18 protein-coding genes and 2 pseudogenes are annotated in these 21439 nt (G+C 69.8%); 8 read left to right on the top strand and 12 right to left on the bottom strand.

Annotated features, from left to right (window positions below; translation table 11 throughout):
• Positions 1-63: 63 nt before the first annotated feature.
• The gene (locus tag ACIRP2_RS27165; protein ID WP_404254643.1) at positions 64-1011 is read right to left on the bottom strand and encodes an ROK family protein; all 948 of its coding nucleotides are present in this window, start codon (positions 1009-1011) and stop codon (positions 64-66) included.
• Entirely contained in the window at positions 1008-2711 is a 1704-nt protein-coding gene (locus ACIRP2_RS27160) for a class I mannose-6-phosphate isomerase (RefSeq protein ID WP_404254641.1), read from the bottom strand. Before ACIRP2_RS27160 ends, ACIRP2_RS27165 begins: the two co-directional genes overlap by 4 nt.
• A 541-nt stretch (positions 2712-3252) precedes the next feature.
• On the opposite strand from ACIRP2_RS27160, the gene ACIRP2_RS27155 reads away from it, so the two are divergent.
• The 3 genes from ACIRP2_RS27155 to ACIRP2_RS27145 are packed head-to-tail and all read left to right on the top strand — an operon-like array spanning position 3253 to position 6478.
• The gene (locus tag ACIRP2_RS27155) at positions 3253-4560 is read left to right on the top strand and encodes an ABC transporter substrate-binding protein (protein WP_404254639.1); all 1308 of its coding nucleotides are present in this window, start codon (positions 3253-3255) and stop codon (positions 4558-4560) included.
• The gene (locus ACIRP2_RS27150) at positions 4557-5573 is read left to right on the top strand and encodes a carbohydrate ABC transporter permease (RefSeq protein ID WP_404254635.1); all 1017 of its coding nucleotides are present in this window, start codon (positions 4557-4559) and stop codon (positions 5571-5573) included. The genes ACIRP2_RS27155 and ACIRP2_RS27150 overlap by 4 nt, the downstream gene beginning before the upstream one ends.
• Positions 5570-6478, top strand: coding sequence for a carbohydrate ABC transporter permease (locus ACIRP2_RS27145; protein ID WP_404254633.1), 909 nt, complete (start codon positions 5570-5572; stop codon positions 6476-6478). Before ACIRP2_RS27150 ends, ACIRP2_RS27145 begins: the two co-directional genes overlap by 4 nt.
• A 311-nt stretch (positions 6479-6789) precedes the next feature.
• Here the strand turns inward: ACIRP2_RS27145 and ACIRP2_RS27140 are convergent, their stop codons facing one another.
• From ACIRP2_RS27140 to ACIRP2_RS27130, 3 genes and pseudogenes are all read right to left on the bottom strand, one after another.
• Complete coding sequence (locus ACIRP2_RS27140) at positions 6790-6936, bottom strand: hypothetical protein (RefSeq protein ID WP_404254631.1); 147 nt, start codon at positions 6934-6936, stop codon at positions 6790-6792.
• 1210 nt (positions 6937-8146) lie between these two features.
• Positions 8147-8557, bottom strand: coding sequence for an NAD(+)--rifampin ADP-ribosyltransferase (gene arr / locus ACIRP2_RS27135; RefSeq protein ID WP_404254629.1), 411 nt, complete (start codon positions 8555-8557; stop codon positions 8147-8149).
• A gap of 16 nt (positions 8558-8573) precedes the next feature.
• Positions 8574-8705: pseudogene (locus tag ACIRP2_RS27130) on the bottom strand (IS5/IS1182 family transposase); the annotation flags it as partial.
• A gap of 35 nt (positions 8706-8740) precedes the next feature.
• On the opposite strand from ACIRP2_RS27130, the pseudogene ACIRP2_RS27125 reads away from it, so the two are divergent.
• Positions 8741-8896 (top strand): annotated as a pseudogene (locus ACIRP2_RS27125) (aldo/keto reductase); the annotation flags it as partial.
• Positions 8897-9149: 253 nt separating this feature from the next.
• Here ACIRP2_RS27125 and ACIRP2_RS27120 read toward each other — a convergent pair.
• The 3 genes from ACIRP2_RS27120 to ACIRP2_RS27110 are packed head-to-tail and all read right to left on the bottom strand — an operon-like array spanning position 9150 to position 11685.
• Positions 9150-9890, bottom strand: coding sequence for a polysaccharide deacetylase family protein (locus ACIRP2_RS27120; protein ID WP_404254627.1), 741 nt, complete (start codon positions 9888-9890; stop codon positions 9150-9152).
• An 11-nt stretch (positions 9891-9901) separates the two neighbouring features.
• Positions 9902-10861 (bottom strand): DMT family transporter, encoded by a 960-nt coding sequence (locus ACIRP2_RS27115; RefSeq protein ID WP_404254625.1) that lies wholly within the window; start codon positions 10859-10861, stop codon positions 9902-9904.
• Positions 10862-10869: 8 nt separating this feature from the next.
• On the bottom strand, positions 10870-11685 hold the full coding sequence (locus ACIRP2_RS27110; protein WP_404254623.1) for an SDR family NAD(P)-dependent oxidoreductase: 816 nt from the start codon (positions 11683-11685) through the stop codon (positions 10870-10872).
• Positions 11686-12101: 416 nt separating this feature from the next.
• Between ACIRP2_RS27110 and ACIRP2_RS27105 the strand changes: the two genes are divergently transcribed.
• The 4 genes from ACIRP2_RS27105 (at position 12102) to ACIRP2_RS27090 (ending at position 16754) form a co-directional block, all read left to right on the top strand.
• Positions 12102-13196, top strand: coding sequence for a galactosyldiacylglycerol synthase (locus tag ACIRP2_RS27105; RefSeq protein WP_404254621.1), 1095 nt, complete (start codon positions 12102-12104; stop codon positions 13194-13196).
• A 673-nt stretch (positions 13197-13869) separates the two neighbouring features.
• Positions 13870-15045, top strand: coding sequence for a cytochrome P450 (locus ACIRP2_RS27100; RefSeq protein ID WP_404254619.1), 1176 nt, complete (start codon positions 13870-13872; stop codon positions 15043-15045).
• A 209-nt stretch (positions 15046-15254) separates the two neighbouring features.
• The gene (locus ACIRP2_RS27095) at positions 15255-15635 is read left to right on the top strand and encodes a hypothetical protein (protein ID WP_404254617.1); all 381 of its coding nucleotides are present in this window, start codon (positions 15255-15257) and stop codon (positions 15633-15635) included.
• An 876-nt stretch (positions 15636-16511) separates the two neighbouring features.
• Positions 16512-16754, top strand: coding sequence for a hypothetical protein (locus ACIRP2_RS27090; RefSeq protein WP_404254615.1), 243 nt, complete (start codon positions 16512-16514; stop codon positions 16752-16754).
• A 343-nt stretch (positions 16755-17097) separates the two neighbouring features.
• Here ACIRP2_RS27090 and ACIRP2_RS27085 read toward each other — a convergent pair whose 3' ends face one another.
• The 4 genes from ACIRP2_RS27085 to ACIRP2_RS27070 form a co-directional block, all read right to left on the bottom strand.
• Entirely contained in the window at positions 17098-17799 is a 702-nt protein-coding gene (locus ACIRP2_RS27085) for a metal-dependent hydrolase (RefSeq protein ID WP_404254613.1), read from the bottom strand.
• A gap of 275 nt (positions 17800-18074) precedes the next feature.
• Complete coding sequence (locus ACIRP2_RS27080) at positions 18075-18512, bottom strand: DUF1152 domain-containing protein (protein ID WP_404254611.1); 438 nt, start codon at positions 18510-18512, stop codon at positions 18075-18077.
• Between the two features lie 170 nt (positions 18513-18682).
• Complete coding sequence (locus ACIRP2_RS27075; RefSeq protein ID WP_404254609.1) at positions 18683-19609, bottom strand: DMT family transporter; 927 nt, start codon at positions 19607-19609, stop codon at positions 18683-18685.
• 363 nt (positions 19610-19972) lie between these two features.
• A complete protein-coding gene (locus ACIRP2_RS27070) occupies positions 19973-21343 on the bottom strand; it encodes an MFS transporter (protein WP_404254607.1) in 1371 nt (456 codons plus the stop codon).
• Positions 21344-21439: the final 96 nt, after the last annotated feature.

The following is a 21439-nucleotide window of genomic DNA, read 5'->3' as shown; positions in this document are numbered from 1 at the left end:
AGCTGTTCCCTGGGGGTCGGGGGTGTGGATGGAGAAGGCCTCGTCGCACGTGCCGGGCCGGTGTCAGCGGGCGTCTCCGAGCGGCGCGGTACGGTCGCCCGGCCGGCCGCACACCCCGGCCAGGTAGGCCGCGCCGAGCAGCGGGGCCTCATCCAGCCGGTGCGCCGGGGTGATGACGACGCGTCGGTTGCGGACCGGATCGGCCTCGATGAGCCCTGAGCACAGCGGTTCGGCCAGGAGGTCCCAGGCCCCCGTGATGGCGCCCCCGACCACCAGAACCGTCGGTTCGAAGGCGGCGAGCAGTGGCCCGAGCACCTTTCCCAGGGCACGGAACGTCTCGGTGAACACCTCCGCCGCGTTTCGGTCCCCGTGCCGTGCCCGCCGGGCGATCTCCCGGACGTCGGGCGGCGCCGCGCCGGTCGCCCGTGCGTAGGCCCGCCGCAGGGCACGCCGGGACACCGTCTCCTCCAGGGGTCCGCCCGCGTACCGCAGGTTGTGGACCCAGCCTTCGGGAGGGACCCCGGGGCCGTGCCGCAGTATCCGGCCCTCGCGCAGGAAGCAGGAACCCACACCGGTCCCGAGGGTGATACCGGCGACGGCGCGGTGCCCGCGCGCCGCCCCGGCCCACCACTCGCCGAGCACGAACGCCTCCGCGTCATTGCAGAAGCTGAGCGCGGTGGCGCCGGGCAGTGACGCCGTCAGGGCGGCCCGCAGATCGACCCCCCGCAGGGCTTCGAACTTGCCGGCCCCTTCGAACCGCCCGATCCCGCGCTCGTAGTCGAACGGACCGGGCAGTGCCACGGCCCATGGGCCTTCGCCGAGGCCGGACAGCCGGTCGGCGCAGCGGACGAGGGCCGACAGGATCTCCTCGGCACTGCCGTTGCTGTCCACCGCCTCACGGAACGAGCGGCCGGACCGGAGGCTGCGGGTGTGGATGTCCACCCCGGCCGCGGTGACATGGGTGCCGCCGATCTCGAGGACCGAGACGGTGGCCTCGTCGGCGGGGTTCACCGCACCAGCGCCTTCACATAGCGCACCGGGACCGCGCCGAGGGCCCGCACCCGGTAGGCGCCGACCGCGGCGGGCACGGTCAGTGTCTCGGCGTACGCCAGCACATGGCGGTGGCCGCCGCTGGTCTCCAGGAGGATTCCGTCGCCCTCCACGACGTTGAGGACGTGGAAGCGGTGGTCCGTGTCGTCGTACGCGACGGTGTCCGGCGCCAGCGCGATCCGCCGGACCTCGAAGAACATCTCCGGGAGGCGGCCGATGACGTCCTCGTGCCAGCCGTCGCCCGAGCGCAGGGTGCGCGGCGTGGGGACCAGGTCCCTGGCCACGGCTTCCCCCGACCGGTCCGGGTCCAGGTTGTCGAACGCGTGGCCGACGTGGACCGGCCGCTGCCTGCCTTCGCTGTCCTTGCGCAGCCAGTCGTAGAGGCGAAGGCTGTACAGGTACGGCGTCGCGCTGATCTCGAGTACGACATTGCCCTCGCCGCTGCCGTGCGGGGTGCCGCCCGGGATGAGGAAGATCTGGTGCGGATCGGCCGGGAAGGTCTGGACGTACTGTTCGATGTCGAACGGCACACCGTCGTGGAACGCCCGGTCCGCCTCGTGCCGGAAGGCCGCGAGGTCGGCGTCCTGGCGCAGCCCCAGGAACACCTGCCGGCCGGGCCCGCCGAGCATCATGTAGTAGGTCTCGTGCTGGGTGTACGGCCATCCGAATACGCGGCGCATGTAGTCCGACTGCGGGTGGCAGTGGACGGAGAGGTTGCCGCCGCCGACGGTGTCGAGGTAGTCGAAGCGGATCGGGAACGAGGTGCCGAACCTCGCGTGCACGTCATCGCCGAGGACCGCCTCGGGGTGCGAGGCGACCAGTGCCTGCAGGGGCACCTCGACCCGCGGACCGTCCGGCGTACCCACCAGAATCCCGCTCTCGGGAGCGATGAGTTCGTAGCCCAGCGCCGTATTGGCCGCCTCCTGGTTGAAGCCGAGCTGCTCCTGGGCCCAATGCCCGCCCCAGGACGTGGTGTTGAAGGTGGGGCGGGTACGGAAGGGCCGCCCGGCCAGATCTGCGAGGGCAGCGCGCAGGGCAGTGCCCTCCAGCCAGGACGGAGCCTGCGCGTCCTGGGTGTCCAGCCAGAGGTCGACGCCGGAGACGAGGGTGTCGCGGTGCCGGTCGAGGACCGGCCAGTCGATGTAGAAGAGCCGACGGGTCGTGCTCGCCCCGGTACCGGCGGGCTGCCCCAGGTTGCGGCCGGTCTTGCCGGTGATCTGGGCCTCGGCGTACCGCTTGGGCAGGTCCGCGTACCAGAGCCGGTCGTGCGGCACCAGGGCCGCGCCCGGTCCGAGAACGACCGTCACGGTGTCGTCGGCCGCCTCGGGCTCCGGCAGCCCGGTGAAGAAGTCGGCGAGCCCGGCCCGGGACAGCGGGGCGAAGTCCGGGTCGTCGTCCAGTACCGCGGAGGCGGTCAGGGCGAGGACCTCCGGCCAGGGCGCGAAATGCTCGCGCAGGTCGGCCTGTTCGGTCGCGACGGCGCGGGCGGCCAGCGCCTCACAGATCCCGGCGGCAACCGTCTCCCAGTCCACGGCCACCGGGCCGTCGACGGCAAGGACAAGACCCGGGGCGAGTCCGGCGACCGCCTCCCGGTACCCGGCGCCCACCTCTGCGGAGATGGTGTAACACGGTTCGGCTTCATAGCCGCGAACTTCCGACATGACGGTGTCAGCCTTTCTGTCTCTCGGTAGGGCTTGCTGATCGTGCGACTCAGGCCGTTCCTGCGACGAGGGCCGGGAGCACCGCGCTCGGCATGACGCCGGGGCCAAGCGGCGCAGGCGCCTGCCGCGCCATGGTCGGGACGGTCGGGGGCGACGGGGACCGGGTCGCCGTCGCCCTGCGGTCCGCTCAGCCTCCCCATGGCGCTCCAGCCGCCGGCACGGTCCCGGCCTGATGTCCGACGGCGGGATCACGGCCGACGCGGCGATGAAGGCAGACTCGCAGCCGGTTCAATGTCCATCCATTATTTCGGAGCTACGAATCTCCATGGGCGGAATGTATCCGATCTATTGTCTTGACGCCACGGAGCGCCACGCAAATACTGAGCTTCACCTCGCGGTGGATACACGTACCGGACCTCAGCGCCTCGGGAGACTACGACCCCACCCCTCGACCTTCGAGGGCAGCACCAGGCACCTCGCGTTCAACGTGCCCAAGAATCTGACTAATTGCCAGTTTGTCGCAAGGGGAAGGTGCATATACATGCTTGCTAAGTTGGCCGCGCACTCCAGACGGCGGACCGTGCTCGGGAGTTTGTCCGCGGCCGCCCTGGTCCTGACAGCGGCGGCGTGCGGAGGGAGCGGCGACGACAAGGCCGCCGGCGGCACCGTCCACCTGGAGTTCTGGGGCTGGGCCCCCGGCTACGAGAAGTCGGCCGAGCTGTTCAACGCCACCCACAAGAACATCGAGGTCACCTTCAAGAAGCTGCCGTCCGGTGGCCAGGGCGGCTACGACAAGATGCTCTCGGCGGTGAAGGCGGGCAACGCCCCCTGCCTGGCGCAGATCGGCTTCGAGTCGATACCCACGTTCCTGCTCGAGGACGCCCTGGAGAACGTCTCCCAAGAGGCCGGTGCCGCGAGGAACAAGTTCGTTCCGTGGACGTGGAACCAGGTCACCGTCGCGGGCAGGACCTACGGGATCCCGGTCGACACGGGCCCGATGGCCATGTACTACCGCAAGGACGTCTTCAAGAAGTACGGCATCGCGGTTCCGACGACCTGGGACGAGTACGCCAAGGCTGCCGAGAAGCTGCACAAGGCCGACCCCGAGGCCCACATCGTGAACCTGCGGGCGATCACCCTGTCCGGCCTGGCCTGGCAGAAGGGCGCCAAGTGGTTCGGCACCGAGGGCGACGCGTGGCGCGTCGGCGTCAACGACGACCAGTCCCGGCAACTGGCCGACTACTGGCAGCAGTTGGTGGAGAAAAAGCTGGTGGCCACGGACCAGGGCTACAGCCCCGCGTGGTGGAGCGGCCTGCAGTCCGGCAAGGTGGCCACGGCGATCGGCGCGGTCTGGCTGAACCCGCTGATCGCCCAGAACGCCCCCACCGCCAAGGGCAAGTTCGCCGTCGCCCCGATGCCGCAGTGGACTGCCGGGGAGAAGAAGTTCGGCAACGACGGCGGCGGCAGCACGGCCGTGCTCAAGGGCTGCCAGCACAGGGACGAGGCAGTCGAGTTCGCCACCTGGCTGAGCACCGACCCCGACAGCCTCAGGAACCTGATCACGAAGACCGGTATCTACCCGGCCGCCACCGCCGGACTCGAACTGCCCGAAGTGAACAAGGGCGTGGACTACTACGGCGGCCAGAACATCTACAAGGTGTTCGGCGAAGCCGCCCAGCACACGGACACGAGCTGGCAGTGGGGTCCCACGCAGTCGCAGTTCGGTGTCGACCTGGACGAGGCGACCGCCAACGCCTACACCGGTTCCGGCACGCTGTTCGACGCGTTCAACAACGTACAGAAGAAGACGCTCGCGGCGATCAAGTCCAAGGGCGTGAAGGTCAGATGACCCGCGATGCGGATTCCCCTCCGGTACCGGTCGCGAAGCGGCCGGCGCCGTCGGGCGATCACGGCCCGGACCGGCTCGCCGGTTCCCCGGGCCGGGAGCGGCGGCCGTCGCGCGGCCGCTCCGGCAGCAGGCTCACCGCCCGGCGCAACCGCTCCGCCGCCGTGCTGCTCGCCCCGTTCGGTGTCCTGTTCCTGGCTGTGTTCGTCATACCGATCGGCTACGCCATCCATCAGAGCCTGTTCCGGGTGGAGCGCTCCGGGCTCGGCTTCGGGGCGCCGCGCACCGTCTTCGCCGGCCTGGACAACTACACACGGGTGCTCACCGACAGCACGTTCCTGAAGGGCGTAGGCAGGGTCCTGGTCTTCGGCCTCGTCCAGGTGCCGGTGATGCTGGGTCTCGCCCTGCTCCTCGCCCTGCTCCTCGACTCCCGAGTGGCACGGTTCAAGCGCTTCTTCCGCGTGGCGTACTTCCTGCCGTTCGCGATCCCCGGTGTGATCGCGGCAGTGCTGTGGGCCTTCCTCTACATGCCCGGCATCAGTCCGTTGAACGACGTCGGCAGGAGCATCGGCGCAGACGTCGACTTCCTCTCCCACGACGTGATCCTCTTCTCGATCGGCAACATCGTCACCTGGTCCTGGACCGGCTACAACATGCTGATCATCTACACCTCGCTGCAGTCCGTCCCCAAGGAGCTGTACGAGGCCGCCGAGCTGGACGGATGCTCCGGATCCCGGATCGCCTGGCACATCAAGGTGCCGCTGGTGCGCCCGGCCCTCACCCTGACCGGTGTCTTCTCCATCATCGGCACCCTGCAGCTGTTCGGTGAACCGATGGTGCTGCGCCCCATGACCGCCGCGATCAGCAGCAACTACACCCCGGTGATGCTCTCCTACCAGGCTGCCTTCGGCCTCAACGACTACAACTTCGCCGCGGCTGTCGCGGTGGTCCTGGCCCTTGCCACATTCGCCCTGTCCTACGGCTTCCTGCGCCTGAGCACACGAGGATCGCGATGAGCACGCAGCCCACAGCCCGACACCGCAGGTCCGACACCGGGCGGGCGGCGCCGCCCGCCCGCCGTCGCGGCACCTCGGCCGCCCGACTGAGCACCACCGTGCTGCTGTTCGCGATCGCGGGCTACTTCCTGCTGCCGATCTGGTGGCTGATCGTCTCGGCGACGAAATCCAACGGCGACCTGTTCGGCAGCAACGGTTTCTGGTTCGGATCGCACTTCCACCTCGCCGACAACCTCACGAAGGCCTTCCGGCACAGCGACGGCATCTTCGGCCGCTGGCTCCTCAACAGCCTTCTCTACTGCGGGGCCGGGGCCCTGGTGGCCACGCTGTTCGCCGCGATGGCCGGATACGCCCTGGCCAAATATCCCTTCAGAGGCCGGGAGGGTGTCTTCGCCGTGATCCTCGGCGCGGTGCTCATCCCCCCGCCGCTGCTCGCCCTCCCACTGTATCTGCTCGCCTCGTCGACCGGCCTCGTCAACACGTACTGGTCGGTGCTGATCCCGAGCGCCGTCACCCCCTTCGGGGTCTACCTCGCCCGCGTCTACGCCGAAGCCTCCGTGCCCGACGAACTCACCGACGCCGCCAGGGTCGATGGCGCGGGAGAACTCCGGATCTTCTTCACCATCGCCCTGCGACTGATGTCGCCCGCGCTGGTCACCATCTGTCTGTTCCAGTTCGTGGGGATCTGGAACAACTTCTTCCTGCCCTTGATGATGCTCGCCGACGACTCACGATGGCCGCTCACCCTGGGTCTCTATTTCTGGAACAGCCAGCTTCGGGACCAGCCCTGGTACGACATCGTCGTCACGGGCTCCCTGGTGTCGGTGGTCCCCCTCTGTATCGCCTTCCTCACCCTCCAGCGGTTCTGGCGCTCGGGGCTGTCCGCCGGAAGCCTCAAGAGCTGACGCGCGGACAGTTCCGTGCTGATCAGCTGTGGCGGGCGTTGCGAGCCTCTCTCAGCAGGTGAGGGCAGTGGCCCACCCGAGGAAGGCCTGGAAATGGGAGCCGGATCGCTCGTACCGGATAGGCGTCCCACTCCTCTGTTGGGTTGCGGTACTCCTCATCGGGGCGGGAGGCCCTTCGGCGGGCGATGAACGCTCGGTGGGCCTCGATCGTCTCGGCAGGGCAGACCGCTAATGGTGCACTCGGGTATTGGAACTCTCGGCATGCCTCTTCCTCAGGCCGCCCTCGTGTTGGCTCGATGACGGATCTCCCGTCAGGTCAGGACCGCCTGTGACGGATGAGCATCGTCGTAGCGAAGCCGGTTGTCTCCGATTTCCTTTCGGTGGGCGGCAGCCCAGTCACCCAGGGCTGTGACGGCGTCCAGCAGTGTCGAGCCGAGTTCGGTCAGGGTGTACTCCACGCGGGGAGGAACATTGGGCCGTCTACGTCGGCACGGTCACCATCGCCACCAGCCTCGTCCCCGGTGGTGGCGAGGCTGCCCCCGACGCTGTCGGAGCCCGGTACTACACGATGTACCAGCAGCGGGACCGTGCCGAGGAAATCATTGGCGACCTGAGCGCTTTCCAAGCCCTCGTCGACCAGCGAGTCGGCCTGGCGCTGGACACCGCGGGCTCTGCCGACCCAACCCCCCAGTAGTGGAAAGCGCGCCTCCGGGAAGCGATATCAAGGCTTCTTCGACAAGCAGGGCCGCACCATCCGTGAACGCCCGCTCCTTCACCAGCTGTTCCGGCGGCTGACCTCGGCTGCGTAGGCGCCCCAGTCGCTGCGGCAGCCCGCTGCCACTTGACGGCGACGGTGATGTGGATGCCGAGGCTGCGGGCGAGGATCGCGGCGGGCAGTTCGGTGGCGAGCTGGAACAGGACAGTCGAGCGGGTCTCCACGAGTCGGATGCCGGGCTTGCGGAGCCGTTCTCCCACGGCGCAGGCACTGATCGGTCGGCCTGACCGGCCGCCGGGGAAGAGCCGGGGCGAGGCTGTGCAGGCGAGAACGGCATGGCTGCGGCGAGCGGCGACCTGCCCGCCGTCTTCAACCTCGTCTACACCGTCGACGACACCGGCGACAGCCTCGCGTCCCCGACCGACATCCTGGTGACGCCCCCGAACGAGACCCACGCCGTGAACCTGAAGTGGCCCGCGGGCGCGGGAGCGATCAAGGGCGCCTACACCGACGTCGAGGTCTACCCCACGCACACGACCGAGTGGAGGTGGCGCCCGCAGCCGGCGTCCCAGCCACGCTCGGCCACCATCCGCGAACCCGCAGAGGTCGTATCGCGGGCCTCATCCGGCACGGGCGCCGACCTGCTGTGGCGGGTCCGCAAGAACATCGTGCTCCCGGTTCTTGAACTGGTCGGTGACGGCTCCTACCTGTCCCGGATCGCGGCCGCCGATGAGCGTGCCCACCGTGACCCGGCCCCGGTCCGGTTGATCGAGTGCACCCTCGACGGAGGCGACGGCACGGCCTACCGGCTCATCACCACCATCTGCGATCCGGACCAGGCCCCCGCCGCCGAACTGGCAGCCCTCTTCCACCAACGGTGGGAGATCGATAACACCCGGACCGGGCCGGGTCGCACCAACGACCCACCACCATCAAAGTCGCCGGTATTGCCCTTAGTTGATGATCTCGGCGCGCTCATCCAGACGCGTTGCGGCCAGCCGGTCTCGCCATATCTGGAGAGCTTCGGGGGTCTGTCGCGTCCAGTCGGTCACCTCGCCAACGATCCGGAGCGGTTCCCTACTGCGATAGGAGCGGGTGGGATTGCCAGGAAACTTCTTGTCGGTGACGTTGGGATCGTTCTCGAACTCCCCGGTCGGTTCGACGGCATACACTCGCGGGGCTCCGTCACCGGCAGCGAGTTCGGCGGCGAGTCCCGCACCATCGCGCAACGCGGTGAAGTAGATGTGGTTCATCACGATTTCGGGCCGGTAGTTGGAACGGAAGCCGGCGGTGAGGTGATCTCCGATCCGCAGCTCGGCCTTTGTACCGTGAAAGAACGGCCCTTTGTCCAACGCCTCGTCCATCACTGAAGGATATGACGAGGAGGCCGGCGATGGCCCGGTAGGTGAGGGGCAGGGTCTCCCGGCGGTGGGTCCAGCGGACCAGTTGCTTCCAGCCTTTGTGATCGGCGAGGGCGTGTTCGACGGTGATGCGCTTCGAGGAGTGCCGGTGTCAGGCTCGTAGGCGGCCACCAGCAAGAACACGTCCCGATGTCTGTCGCACTGGCCTGGCTGCTGCAGCGATCACCGAACGTGCTCATCCCCGGCACGTCATCGACGGCGCACCTGCGCGAGAACGTCGCCGGCGCGGGGCTCTCCCTCTCTCATGAGGACTTGACCGAGCTGGACGACATCGGGCGCTGACCGGCCCACAAGCAACGACCGTAGCCACCGCTCAAGTGGGTCGGCGGTCGGCTGCCGAGGCTGTGGGGACGGCTGCCTTGCTCGGGGTCGTGGTCGGCTCCGGAATCCGGGCCGCGGCGTTGTCCCGAGTGCCGTGGGACGTCCCTGGCTTGAGCCGTCCTCACCGTGAGCCCCGATGTGCCATCGGTGCCATCGCCGGATGCCGGTGCGTTGTTCCCCTCGCGGTGGAGTGCCCCCGTCAGGGTCGATGTACTCAACCGACCCGGCGGAAGGGCGTGAGGCCGTGGTCGACGAGTGGGCCGACGGCCAGCCCCTCGGCCCGAAGGCCGCTGATCATTTCCGGCAGCATCGCGAGTGCGGGCCGCCACCGGCCGGATGCCGACAGGTCGGCATCGTGGAGGAGGACCGTGCCACCGCCCCGGAGTCCGCTGCGTACGGTCGCCAGAACTCTCTCAGGGGTCGCGCCCGCAGTCCAGTCCCGGCCCCAGGCCGACCACAGCACCGGCCTCAGTCCTGACTGCAGGGCCGCGGTCCAGCGGCCACCGGTCAGGATTCCGAACGGAGGCCGGTACCACAACGGCCGGACCCCCGAGATCCTTCGTACCGCCTCGGCGGCGCGCGAGACCTCGCGCGTGTCCCGTACAACGGTGGGAAGCCATGGGCGGCTGTGTGTCCATCCGTGAACGGCGAGTTCGTGTCCGCGGCCGACGATGTCACGGCCGAGTTCCGGATGGCGCAGAAGACTCTCCCCGAGCACAAAGAACGTGGCGCGTGTGGACAACTGGTCCAATACGCTGAGGAAGTGCGGGGTGGAGCGGGGATCCGGGCCGTCGTCGAAGGTCAGGGCGATGTGGCCGGGGTGTCCGAGGCCGGCCAGGGAGGGGAAACACCTACGCCGCACAGCGGGCAGCCACGTGCTGGCGGGGGCGACATGAGCGGTCAGCGCCAGCGCCGACGCGGCCAGGGAGACACGGAACGCAGGGGGGAGCCTCATGGGCCGGGGATTCATCGGGATTCCGTGCCTCCGTCGTCGTCGGCCATCGATTGCAGTCGGGCCTGCTCCGTCGCGTTGTCGTTCCCTCGCGTCGAGTCCCAATGGCCCGCGAACGCCGGGGAGAGCGACAGCCCCACCGTTCCAGCAGCGATCAGGCAGGCACCGAGCATGGTCGGCAGCAGACGAATGCCCAGCGCGATCCGTTCGTCGAACAGTGTCTTCCCCAGCAACACACCTACCAGTGCATCCCCGAGGGTGAGCGCCGGCTGGGAAGCGGCGAGTGTTCCGGCACGCAGCGTGCTCTGGAGCAGCAACAGACTCAAAACACCGGCGCAGCACATCGCGTACAGGTACGCCGTGGTGAAGACCGCGGCCACACCCTCCGGGATCCGTCCCGTGACCTCCTTGATCAGAGCGGCCGTACAGCCGAAGGAGACGGCGGTGGCACATCCCAGGACCACGGCGCAGGCGGCGTCCTTGAGGGCCCGGGCGAGCAGGGTCAGCGCGACCATTGCCATCGCGGCAGAGATGCCCACAGCCAGCCATGTGGCGGCCTGTCCGGTTGCCTCACCCACCGACGGGCCGACGGCGCTCAGGAAGAACGCGAGCCCCATGGCGAGCATCAGGAACGACATCCACGTTCTGCCGTCCGGACGGTGATGGAATACCGCTGTGCCGAGCAACAGCGTGAACAGGAGTTCGCTCGCCATCAGCGGCTGGACCACCGACAGGCTGCCGACCGCCAGCGCCCCCGTCTGGAAGGCCGCGGACAGCCCGAGCGCCAATGCACCAGCCAGCCAGAAAGGACGGCGTACCAGTTGTGACAATCGTTGCGTCGCGTGCCGCACATCCGGTCTGCCGCTCGCTGCCTCGAACTCCGCCTGCTCCATGGCGGCCCGCCGTTGCAGCACGGAGGCGGCACCGTTGGCAAGGGCTGCCGACAACGCCAGCGTCACGGCCAGAACGTTCATGTCGCTGTTCAGCCGAAGCGAGTGGCGAGGCGGTGATAGAGCCCGGGGGCCACGGAGCGCACGCATCCGGGCAATCGCAGCCAGCCGGGGACGAACACCTCGTCCCGGCCCGCCACAACGGCGTCCCAGACCGCGTCCGCGACGCGTTCCGGCAGCATGGGCCGGGGCCACGAACGGGTGTACGGCAAACCCCGGCGTTCAAAGAACGGCGTGTCCACCACCGCGGGGACCAGATGGGTGATACGTACTCCGGATCCCCTCAGTTCGTAGCGCAGAGCATCGGCGAAGGCGGCAATGGCCGCCTTCGCAGCCGAGTACACCGCCTCACCTCCGACACCTGCGGATCCCGCCACCGATCCGATCAGCACGATGTGCCCGCGTCCCGCAGCGAGCATGTGCGGCAGCAGGAGCCGTACCAAATGGACGACGGAGACCAGATCCACGGTGAGAACCCGGTCGGCGGCGGCAGCCGGCATCGAAGGGAAGGAGCCGGCCCATCCGACGCCTGCCGCCGCCACAAGCAGGTCGACTCCGCCGGCGGCGTCAAGGGCCTCCTCGACCAGTTGCTCCGTACTGCCGGTCGACATCAAGTCCGCGTAGAGGGCCGTCGAGCACGTCGTCGTCGCCACGCTGTCCAATCGCTCGCGGTCGCGACCGGCGACCAGGAGCCGCCAGCCACCTTCGGCCGCGATCCGGCGTGAGACCGCAGCGCCGATACCCGAAGAGGCCCCTGTCACCAGGGCCACACCCGCCCGGACACCCCTGCTGTCCGAGGTATCACCACTGGGCACACCGCGAAGAGCGATCCCAGGAGCACGTGACATAGCCTCTCCCCTGTCTCAGCACGGTACGACGCGGTGTGCCTGCCCCTCACACATTCAGGATGGCGGGACTCCGCGTCGCCACGTCGGGTTAGGAGTAGCCCGGACGGGCGTCGGTAAAACCGTCGGGGCCCATGCCTCACTGCACCGCACCGCTCTGACCCACAGAATGGAAGAATCGGGTTCCGTGTCCCTTCCGACAAATGCTCCGAATGCTCGCCGAACGAGGGGAGTCATGTGCCTGCTGGTCATGCGGCTGGGCCTCCGTCCGCGCGCCGAAGCCTCGGTCGGACTGAGGCGGTTGCGCTGCGACGCGTGAAGGCGCCGTCGGCGCTGCTGGCTCCGGATGACGAGAAGAGACTCCGGGCGCCGGTAACGGCTCTCTCCTGTGCCGACGCCCGGGCGGGGGTGTACGAGAGATGAACGGGGTTCCCGGGCGCTTCCTCATCCTGAGCGCAGGCATGGGCTCCGGTCACCACGCGGTGGCCGCCGAACTCGCCCGTCGGCTGGAGGCCGACGGAGGGAGGACGACGACAGTCGATGTCCTTGATCTGCTGCCCCCTGGTATCGGCAGAGGTCTGCGCTCCTTCTACCGATCGGTCATCTGCCGCATGCCCCTCGTCTATGCCGGGCTGTACGCGGCGTTCTTCCGCCCCGGGGGCGGCCCTCGCCCCGGGGGCGCCCCCCTGGCCGCCCTCGCGGCGCGAAGGCTGCTGATCCTCGTTACACAACAACGACCGGACGTGGTCGTATCCGTCTTCCACCTCGCAGCACAGCTGACCGGCGGGCTCCGCTCGCGCGGCGCACTCCCGATCCCGAGCGCTGTCGTCATCACCGATTTTGCCGTTCACCGTCAATGGATGCATCCGGGCAACGACCTCCATCTGTGCCTCACACCCGACCTTGCGCATCAGGTGCGGCGAGCGGTGCGGCGCCCGGCTGTCACCTCCGGCGCTCTGGTGGCCCCCCGGTTCCAGGCGCCGGCGCCCACTGCAGCGGACTGGCGGCGACGGCTCGACTCGCCGGACCGTCCACCGGTGCTGATCTCTACGGGGGCCTGGGGCGCTGGGGCCCACTTGGGGCAGACCTCGCGGTTGGTGGCTTCGGCGGGCTACAGACCGGTCGTGCTCTGCGGCACCAACACACGCCTGCGCCGGGAGCTGTCACGCGTCGCCCATACCGATGCCAGGGGCTGGGTCGACGACATGCCGGGGCTCATGGCGGCCTCTCGCGCGCTCATCGACAACGCGGCGGGGCAAACGGCGCTCGAAGCGATGGCCGTCGGATTGCCGGTTGTCAGCTATCGGCCCATTCCGGGGCATGGCAGAGAGGGTGCCCGACGGATGGCCGAGCGCGGCCTCACCGAATACGCACCGGACCCGTGGGCACTGATCCGGGCCCTGGACCACCTGACCGTTGCGGGCCCGGCCCGCGAGCGGCGCATCACCACGGCCCGCAGCCTGTTTTCCGGCGCGGGCGTGCTTCCTCTCGAAGCTCTGGCTCGACAGGGTTGAACGGCAACCACCGCCACGAACGCCGACTGGGCTATCACCTGCTCGGCCTCGCTGCGGTGCTGTGCCGCACAAGCGACTTCTCCGGATCATCACAACTGGACACCGTCCACGGCCGACGCGCCGTGCGCGATCGCTGTCGGAGCCCCTGGTCCTGGGCCCCCGCTCCTGGCGTAGACCGTCCTGGACGTCGGTGTCCTGGTGGCAGGCTCGAAGCCCTCCCCTCCCTGCACGCCCGCACACTAGGCAGCGCTGTGGGCGTGGGCCGCGGGCCAGCCCACCGAGGAACTGCGCCACGTGGTGCGGGTGCGACCGGCCGGACGCCGCCGCCGTCCTCACGGAACTCGCCTGCGTGCCCACCACGGCTGTGCGCCTCCTGGAACTCGTCTCCGGCTCCACCCCCGTCCACGAGGCCGTCGAACGAATCACCCTGCGCCCCGCCGCCCGCGGCTGAACCCACCCCAGAGCCGACTCGGCCCCGGGCGAGGCTCGGCGAGGCGCCCGGCGAACGAGCCGATCGACCCCCTCCGAACCCGCTTCAGGCAGCCCTTATCCCCCTTGCCCCCACACACGACCAACAGTCCGCGGACCGCACTTCGACTTTTCTCCGGGAATGACGCCGAATGCGGATTCGGGAATGCGACAACCACCAGACCCTGAAAGGAAGCGATCGGCAGTGACCGCATCCGAGCCTCACCTTCCCCTGCACCGCCTGCGATTCGACGATCCCGGCCCGCCCAGAGGTACGAGGCTGGCCGACGGGACCCGGGCCTGGCTCCTGACCCGCTACACCGACGTCTGCCAGGCGCTGGACGACACCCGCTTCAGACGCTCTCCACCACGAGGATCAAACGCGCCGTTCCCGACCGCCTCCAACCTGGCGAACAGCCCCGACGCTCTTCCCCGCCAGGAGGGCGACGAGCACCTGCGGCTGCGCCACCTCTTCCAGCGGATGCTCAACCCACGAGCCGTCGGCCACATGGAACCGTGGGTGGTCGGCGCCATCGATCAGGTGCTGGACGAACTGGTCGGACGGGGATCACCGGCGGACCTGGTCGACGGCTTCACGAACCCCCTGCCCATGATGGTCATGAACCGACTGCTGGACATTCCGGACGTGGGCCAGGAACAGCTGCTCCGGTGGTCGGCACACGCCTTGGCCGACGCCACACGCGATACCGCAGAGGTCGCAGACGTGACCCGGGAACTCACCGAGTTCACGGCCGACATCGTGGCCAGGCGGCGGCGCACGCCGGGAGAAGATCTGGTCAGCGTCGTCGTCCAAGCCGCCGATCATGATGGCAGCATCCCCGAGCCGCAGCTCCTCGCACTGGTCAACCTGCTGGTGGTGGGCGGGCACCACACCACATCGACGATGCTGGGCAACAGCCTCCTCTTCCTCCTGACCGAACGGCCACAGGACTGGGTCCGCCTGGGAGCCGACGAGACCGCGGCCAGTTTCCTGACCGAGCGCCTGCTCCACCTCATCCCCCTCGGCGACCCACAGCGCCCCCGGCCCCTGTACGCCACGGAGGACGCCGAGATCGGCGGTGCGACCATCCGTTCCGGCGACGTCGTCATGGCCGACCGGCTCATGGCCGGCCATGACCCCGAAGCCTTCCCCGACCCCTTCGCCGATCTCTTCGCGCCGCTGGAGAGTCCCACCCTGGCTTTCGGAGCCGGCCCGCACTACTGTCCGGGCGCCTGGCTCGCCCGCACAGAACTCCGGCACGGCCTCCACCGCCTGGCCGCCCGCCTTCCCGGCCTCCGCCTCACCACCCCGCTGGACGCCACCGAATGGCGATCGGGCTCCATTACCCGCAGCCCGCTGCACCTGCCGGCCGCCTGGTGACAGAACATCAGCCAGCGGCAGGGCACCGGCCTCGGGGAGCAACGCACATCGGTGGGAGCGATCACGATCCGGATGTCACCGTGGCGCAGTTCTCGTACTCGCATCAGGCCTTGACCGCCGAGACTCCCTGGGTGACGCCGAGGGGCTGGCAGCGCCCCCGGTGAGGCTGACGCGCAACGTGTTGCCCTGGTCGTCCGGTTCGCCACGCCATGGTCGAACGCGGCCTGCTCGGCGGGTTCGAGCCCGGCCGGGCGGAGGAAGTCGGCGGCCTTGGTCGGCATGTCGGTGGTGACCGGCAGCTCCAGGACCGCCGCCCCGGGCATGAGGTTGACGACGGCCTTGCGGATCGCGCCGCGGCCAACGCCGTACTCGCGGGCCGGGGCAGCGATGAACCGGCCGTCCAGGCAGGCGGTGTGGACGGTGTCCGCCATGGCGGCCCGGATGGCCGGGAGCGGATGCTGGCTGAGCGGGGAACGGATTCCTTCCGCCGGGTCGGTGCGTGGGAGTGGGGCGGGCCAGGACTGGTCTGTGGTGGCCGGCCGGTTTCTCGGCGGTGGTCTCAGTCGTTTCTTGTGCTGGGGCTGGGCTGAGGCGGAAGAGTACGTGGCGGGCCGCGCGGTGGATTTCTTCCAGCAAGCCCTGGCCGGCCATGTCGCGCAGGGCCTGGCGGACGTCCCGGCGTGAAGGGGCGCTGCCGATGGCCACGCGGACGTCTTCGGCCGACCACAGCCGCCGGGGGCGATCCATCTGGAACTTCCGGGCGATCGCGTCGATCACCTCTCGATGGTCCCGCCACCGGCCACCCCGCCGGCGTCCGATCTGGGAGTAACGGCTCGATTCGCGCCCACTGCGCGTCAGTCAACGGCACGCACGAACAACGACCTGCGGGGCTGGTCGGAACGGTGCAGCAGTCAGGCGGTCGGCCCAGTGCGGAGCCGCCGCACGTCCCGCACAAGCGTGTACGAAGCGCCAAAGAAGATCACGGCTCCAGCCACGCGCCAGAGGACCGACGCCCCAGACCGGTACTCACGAACGGCAAGATCGAGCAGCATTACGCTGGCAAGGACCCCGAAGGCCGAGATCAGAGCGCTGATGCGGTGAGTCACAGGGACATCATCGACGACAACCTCGGCCAGCGGAAGTGATCCAAACGAACCGGCCTGGATCGCCGCCCACACCGACGACCCGCGTGGCCATCAGAACGAACCTTGGGCGCATGGCGGGGCGCTGCCAGGGCACGCGCTGCTCTGGGGGCCGATGGCTATGGTTCCCCTGCCTCTCGTCAGCAGGACGTGTCTCCGCTGCAACTGGGAAGACGCCCGCTCCCCCATCCTGGGGATGTCGGGGGGTCATTCCACGCGCTGCCGGAGGATGGGTGCGCACTTTCGCTAGAGTCCAGGGGGCGCCGCGCCTTCAAGGGCCTGCAGGTGCCGCTCATCGATTCCGGCAGCAAGGGGTGATCGTCCATGGCCGTGTGCGAGGTCTGCCGCAACGACTACGAGTTGGCTTTCGAGGTTCGTACTGCGGGTGGGGCGGTCCACGTCTTTGACAGCATCGAGTGCGCCGCCCAGAAGATCGCCCCGACCTGTGTCAACTGCCTGTGCCGCATTCTCGGCCACGGTATGCAAGCCGACGGACAGTTCTTCTGTTGCGCACACTGCGCGCGTGAGAAGGGCTTGTCCCAGTCCCAGCTGGTAGACCACGCCTGACCCCCTCGGCCCGGTCGCTGGAGCAGAGTGCGAGCCCCCCTTCTTCTCCATGCGGTGCTGCTGCCCCGCCCATCAGCTCGCGGCAGCGCTTCGAGGAGGTCGCCGACGGCTGGACGGGGCAGTGTCCGGGCGGCATCGGTCTGGGCGACCATGACGTCGGCCGGGTGCCGGGGCCGCCGGCCAGGAGTTCCTCCGCCGCGGCATCCAGGTCCGCAGCAACGCCCTGTGCGAGGACGCGATCGAGGCCCTGAAAGACCACGCCGGACGCGACCACGCCGTGGTCTGCAACGCCCGCGGAACCCACGGCGGGGGGACGCCCCCGACCCGGGATCGGGGCGCGGCGTCAGCTGAAGGAGTGCGGCGACAGTGCCGTGAACCACAGCAGGACGACGGTGGCCACGCCCATGATCGGGGTGAGGATCTCCGTCTCCAGCTTGTTGCCGCTGTGCTTGATGATGACGATCTCGTAGCGGTTCTTCAGCGGCCACAGCCACGGGGCGCCCTGTTTGGTGATGGAGTCGCCCAGCAGATGTGCCAGGCACCCCAGGCCGGCGGCGTACGGCAGCCAGCCCGGTGCCGAGGGGATGAACTTGGCAATCACCGCGGTGCCGATCCCGGCCATGGCGACGATCGTGCTCCAGGCGGAGAAGCCGTGGCCGGGCGGGCACAGGTTGAGTGCCCGGACCGCGAGGGCCAGGAGGAAGAAGGTCATGCCGAGGGTGAACGGCCGTCCCAGGTACGTCACGCCGGCCCAGGTGCCCGCGGTCATCAGGACCACGAACAACAGTGAGTGGGTGGCGTGCCGGTGGCCGCCCGAGATCCACGCCACGAAGCGGCACAGGGCCTTGGACACCGGGCCGAGGAAGTTGGCGATGGTGCCGTCGTGGTGGTCGAGGTCCGGGAGCAGCGCGGCGCCGGCGCAGAGCACCGTGCCCATCAGGATTTCCTGCGGCGCGAGGTGGGCGTGCATCACCAGCGGTGGCAGGAAAGGTGTGGTGCCCGCGAAGAGCAGGGCACCGCTCATCGCGTGCGAATGGCCCATCATGGTGTGTTCGTCCTCCCCGTTCGGTGCGTGCAGGTGACACGCACTCAACAACGACGGAGACGCTACCAACGTGTTCGACCGGGGTACGGGGCGGGCTGCGCCCGAAGCAACGGAACGCCCCGCCCGGCGGGGTCCGCGGAGCCCGTGCCTCCCGTGCGGACCGCCCGGGGCGGGGCGTCGGCCGTGGTCAGCCCGCCGTCGCCAGTCGCCACAGCGGCGGGACGTACCGTGCCGGGGTCGTCGCGCTCAGGTGGGTGCGCGGCGAACTCGTCATGTCACAGGTCGAGTTCCTCGACGATGCGGCGCATGGTGACGTAGGCGATCCCGTTCCGGACGGTCCGTCGCTCCCATTGCGCGTAGCGCTCGGCCAGTGCCTGGGGTGCGATGGGGCGGTCGTCGACGGTGGCTGCCGGGGTTGCCGGCGGACCCAGCCGGGCCGCGCGGTCACGTTCCCGGGCGGTCGCCGAGAACCCGCAGGCCCGCTCGCTCGCCCGCTCCGCCTCCGCCAGGTCGGTGATCCCGGCCACCGCCCGTGCCAAGGGGTTGATTTTGAGGGCGTGCGCCAGGGGGAGCCGGTGGACGTGGGGACTGGCGGCGGTGAGCGTGATGGGGCGGGCGGAGTCCCGCGTGCCGCAGACCCCGAGGGTGCCGCGGGCCGCCGCGACCAACAAGGCGCTCGCCTTCGAGGGGCGCCAGTCGAAGACGTGCTCCACCGTCAGGGCGTGTGAACGAGGCGATGGCGTCCTACCGGGACCGCTGACCGGTAGGCCAGGGCCCGCTGCCCGATGAGGCTCACGTACCCTCGCCCGCCACCGTCCGGGTGGCGGGGGGACGTGCTTCCCGCCCGCCGCACGGGCGGCCGCGCCTCCTCAAACAGTCCCCGTCACCCCCCGTCGACGTCCCCGGGGCGTTCGCGGCGCCGGCCCGGCACCGAGACCACGACGAGTCCGCCGAGCAAGAGCGCCGCACCGACCAGTGCAGGCGGGCTCAACCGCTCGCCGAGCAACGCCACCCCCAGCACGGCGGCGACCAACGGTTCCGCCAGGCTGAGTGTGCCCACCGTCGCCCCGCTCAGATGCCGGACGCCCCGGGTGAACAGCAGGTACCCCAGGGACGTCGTGGCCAGCGCCAACCAGCTGATCAGGGCCACCGCCCGCGGTTCGGCCAGTCCGTGCGGGTGGGCGAGGACCCACGGTGAGACAAGCAGCCCCGCGCAGAACACGCTCGCCGGGGCCGCGGCCGCCGTGTCCGCCCCCTGCTCCTCCAGGCGCTTGGTCGCCGAGATGTACACCCCGAAACTGGCGCCGGCGACGACCCCGAGCAGCACAGCCACGCCGTCGGCCGGCCCGTCGCCGGCGGGAACAAGGAGCAGCACGATGCCGCCGACCGCCCCCGCGGTGCCGCCGACCCACCGCCCGCCGAGCCGCTCACCGGCCAGCACCCGGCCGCACACCCCCGACACGACCGGGACGGTGCCGAAGGTGACGGCGGTCGCCAGGGCCGCGCCACTGCGGGCCACCGCCTCCAGGAAGCACGCCTGGAAGGCCGCCGTGACCGCGATACTCACCACCATCCACGGCCAGGCACGACGCCGCCAAAGAGACCGGATCCCCGCCCGCCGTGCGGTGAACAGCCCCAGCACGAAGCCGCCGAGCAGCATCCGGCAGACACCGATCGCCACCGGTGACGCACTGGTTCCGGCCAGGATCTGGGCAGGGCCGACCGTGCCCCACAGGAAGGCAGCAGCCAGGACCGGCACCACCCCGCTCGCCACGACGGCACGCTCCACTGCGCCCGTTGCGCTCGTCACGCTCTCCCCATCCAAGGGCCGGGCAGGATCCGTGGCAAACACGCCGCGGCGGCACACCCGACGATTCCTGACCCCGACGCTACGAGCTCCGCACGGCCCCACCCCATGGGAGGAAGACACCACCTCCCCGACGGGCGATTGAAGATATCCCCGAACTCGCCCTCCAAAAAAGGATGTTGACAGGCCGGCACCATGTGTCGACGGTCAGGCGATTCCCCACGAACTACGTGATCAGCGTCACGTAATTCCCCATCCTTGCGATCACGGCTCCCCATGGGGACGGCGAATGCGTCGGCGAGCCGGCGCGGAGCGGGCGCCCGGCGCGGGAGCGGGGCGCGGTCAGGACGGCACGGCGTGAGTCGCTCAAGCGCCGTCGGCACGGGTACGGATGGCGAGCAGAGCGGCCAGGAGACAGGGCCCGAGCAGCAGTCCGAAGGCGGCGCCGTAGCCGGCGGAATCGGTCGTACCGGCGCCCAGGCAGGCGTTGAACAGGCCGGCGGAGACGCCCAGAACCGTGATCTGGCCCAGGTTCTGGTTGGTCTGCATCGCACCGCTCGCAGAGCCCTGCCGACCGGGCGGTGCGTGGGAGAGCGACAGCAGGGTGAGGGCGGGCGCGAGCAGCCCCATGCCCACGGCCGCGACGACCATGGACGACGCGGCGACGAACGGGGGCAGCACGGGCAGCGTACCCACGACGGCGACCACGACCGCTGCCGCCAGCACCACCGCTCCGATCACGACCAGACGGTGGCGGGGGCAGCGCTCCAGCAGGCGGCCCTGCACCCAGGAAGAGCCGGCCCAGGCCACTGCGGCCCCCGTGAAGAGCAGACCGACCGACACGGAAGACACACCCCGGTCGGTGACGAGCAGCAGTGGCACCAGCGCCTCCAGCGTGAAGAAGACTCCCGAACTCATGCCGCGCAGCAGGACCGTCGCGGGAAGGCCGCGCGCGGCACGCCAGGTGCCCGGCGGCAGCAGCCGGGGCGCGAACCCCACCGTCAGGGCGAGCCCTCCGACCGCGAACAGCAGATGGCGCATGCTCCAGCCCGAGACGCCGTACTGCGCCGACGCCGCACCCAGGCTCACCGCCGTCGCGACCATCAGTGCGGGACGCGGCGCCTTCTCTCCCGTCGGCGCGGGCGCGGCCGACCAGGAACGGCTTCGCAGCACGGCCACCACGACCAGTGTGGGCAGCACGGTCAGGGCGGCGAGCCCGTAGAAGACCACGCGCCAGGACCACCACTCGGCCACCAGCCCCGCCAGCGGTGGGCCGACCAGTGACGGAATGATCCAACAGGTGCTCATCAGGGCCAGCACGCGCGGACGCAGGCGGTCGGGGTAGGCCTGCCCGACGGCCGTGTTGATCGACACGGCGACCATTCCGCCCGCCAGCCCGTCCAGGAAGCGCCCGGCCGCCAGTTGCCAGATCGATGTGCTGGCGGCCGAGACCAGCAGGGTGACCACCGCCAGCGCCGTGCCCGCCGCCAACGGGCGTTGCGCCCCGGCACGGTCCGCCCAATGACCGCCCAGTACCCCGCCCAGCAGGCTGGCGGCCACGAAGCACCCCGCCACCAGTGGGAAGAGGGGCACTCCGTCCAGATCCCGTGCGGCCATCGGCAGGGTGGGCACCACGGCCAGCGCGGCGAACCCGGTCAGGAACATCACCGCGGCGAAACTGACGGTGGCGGCGGCGTACGTGCCGGAGAACAGTCCCTCACCGGAAACGGAGCGCACCGGCGGGGGGTCGGCCGTCGCCGGCTGCCCGGATGCGGACGCAGACGGTTGCGTGGGGATCGCGGACGACCCGCTCGATGGGTGCTCGGAGGCTTC

The organism is Streptomyces sp. NPDC101194 (genome assembly GCF_044767885.1).
Lineage (GTDB): Bacteria > Actinomycetota > Actinomycetes > Streptomycetales > Streptomycetaceae > Streptomyces.
Note: the sequence above shows the minus strand (reverse complement) of the source record. Positions and strands in the feature narration are given on the sequence as shown.

Excerpts from the sequence above, each read along its gene's own strand:
- ACIRP2_RS27160 (WP_404254641.1), bottom strand. The coding sequence starts at position 2,711 with ATGTCGGAAGTTCGCGGCTATGAAGCCGAACCGTGTTACACCATCTCC.
- ACIRP2_RS27155 (WP_404254639.1), top strand. The coding sequence starts at position 3,253 with ATGCTTGCTAAGTTGGCCGCGCACTCCAGACGGCGGACCGTGCTCGGG.
- ACIRP2_RS27150 (WP_404254635.1), top strand. The coding sequence starts at position 4,557 with ATGACCCGCGATGCGGATTCCCCTCCGGTACCGGTCGCGAAGCGGCCG.
- ACIRP2_RS27145 (WP_404254633.1), top strand. The coding sequence starts at position 5,570 with ATGAGCACGCAGCCCACAGCCCGACACCGCAGGTCCGACACCGGGCGG.
- arr (WP_404254629.1), bottom strand. The coding sequence starts at position 8,557 with ATGGACGAGGCGTTGGACAAAGGGCCGTTCTTTCACGGTACAAAGGCC.
- ACIRP2_RS27120 (WP_404254627.1), bottom strand. The coding sequence starts at position 9,890 with ATGAGGCTCCCCCCTGCGTTCCGTGTCTCCCTGGCCGCGTCGGCGCTG.
- ACIRP2_RS27115 (WP_404254625.1), bottom strand. The coding sequence starts at position 10,861 with ATGAACGTTCTGGCCGTGACGCTGGCGTTGTCGGCAGCCCTTGCCAAC.
- ACIRP2_RS27110 (WP_404254623.1), bottom strand. The coding sequence starts at position 11,685 with ATGTCACGTGCTCCTGGGATCGCTCTTCGCGGTGTGCCCAGTGGTGAT.
- ACIRP2_RS27105 (WP_404254621.1), top strand. The coding sequence starts at position 12,102 with ATGAACGGGGTTCCCGGGCGCTTCCTCATCCTGAGCGCAGGCATGGGC.
- ACIRP2_RS27095 (WP_404254617.1), top strand. The coding sequence starts at position 15,255 with ATGGTCGAACGCGGCCTGCTCGGCGGGTTCGAGCCCGGCCGGGCGGAG.
- ACIRP2_RS27090 (WP_404254615.1), top strand. The coding sequence starts at position 16,512 with ATGGCCGTGTGCGAGGTCTGCCGCAACGACTACGAGTTGGCTTTCGAG.
- ACIRP2_RS27085 (WP_404254613.1), bottom strand. The coding sequence starts at position 17,799 with ATGATGGGCCATTCGCACGCGATGAGCGGTGCCCTGCTCTTCGCGGGC.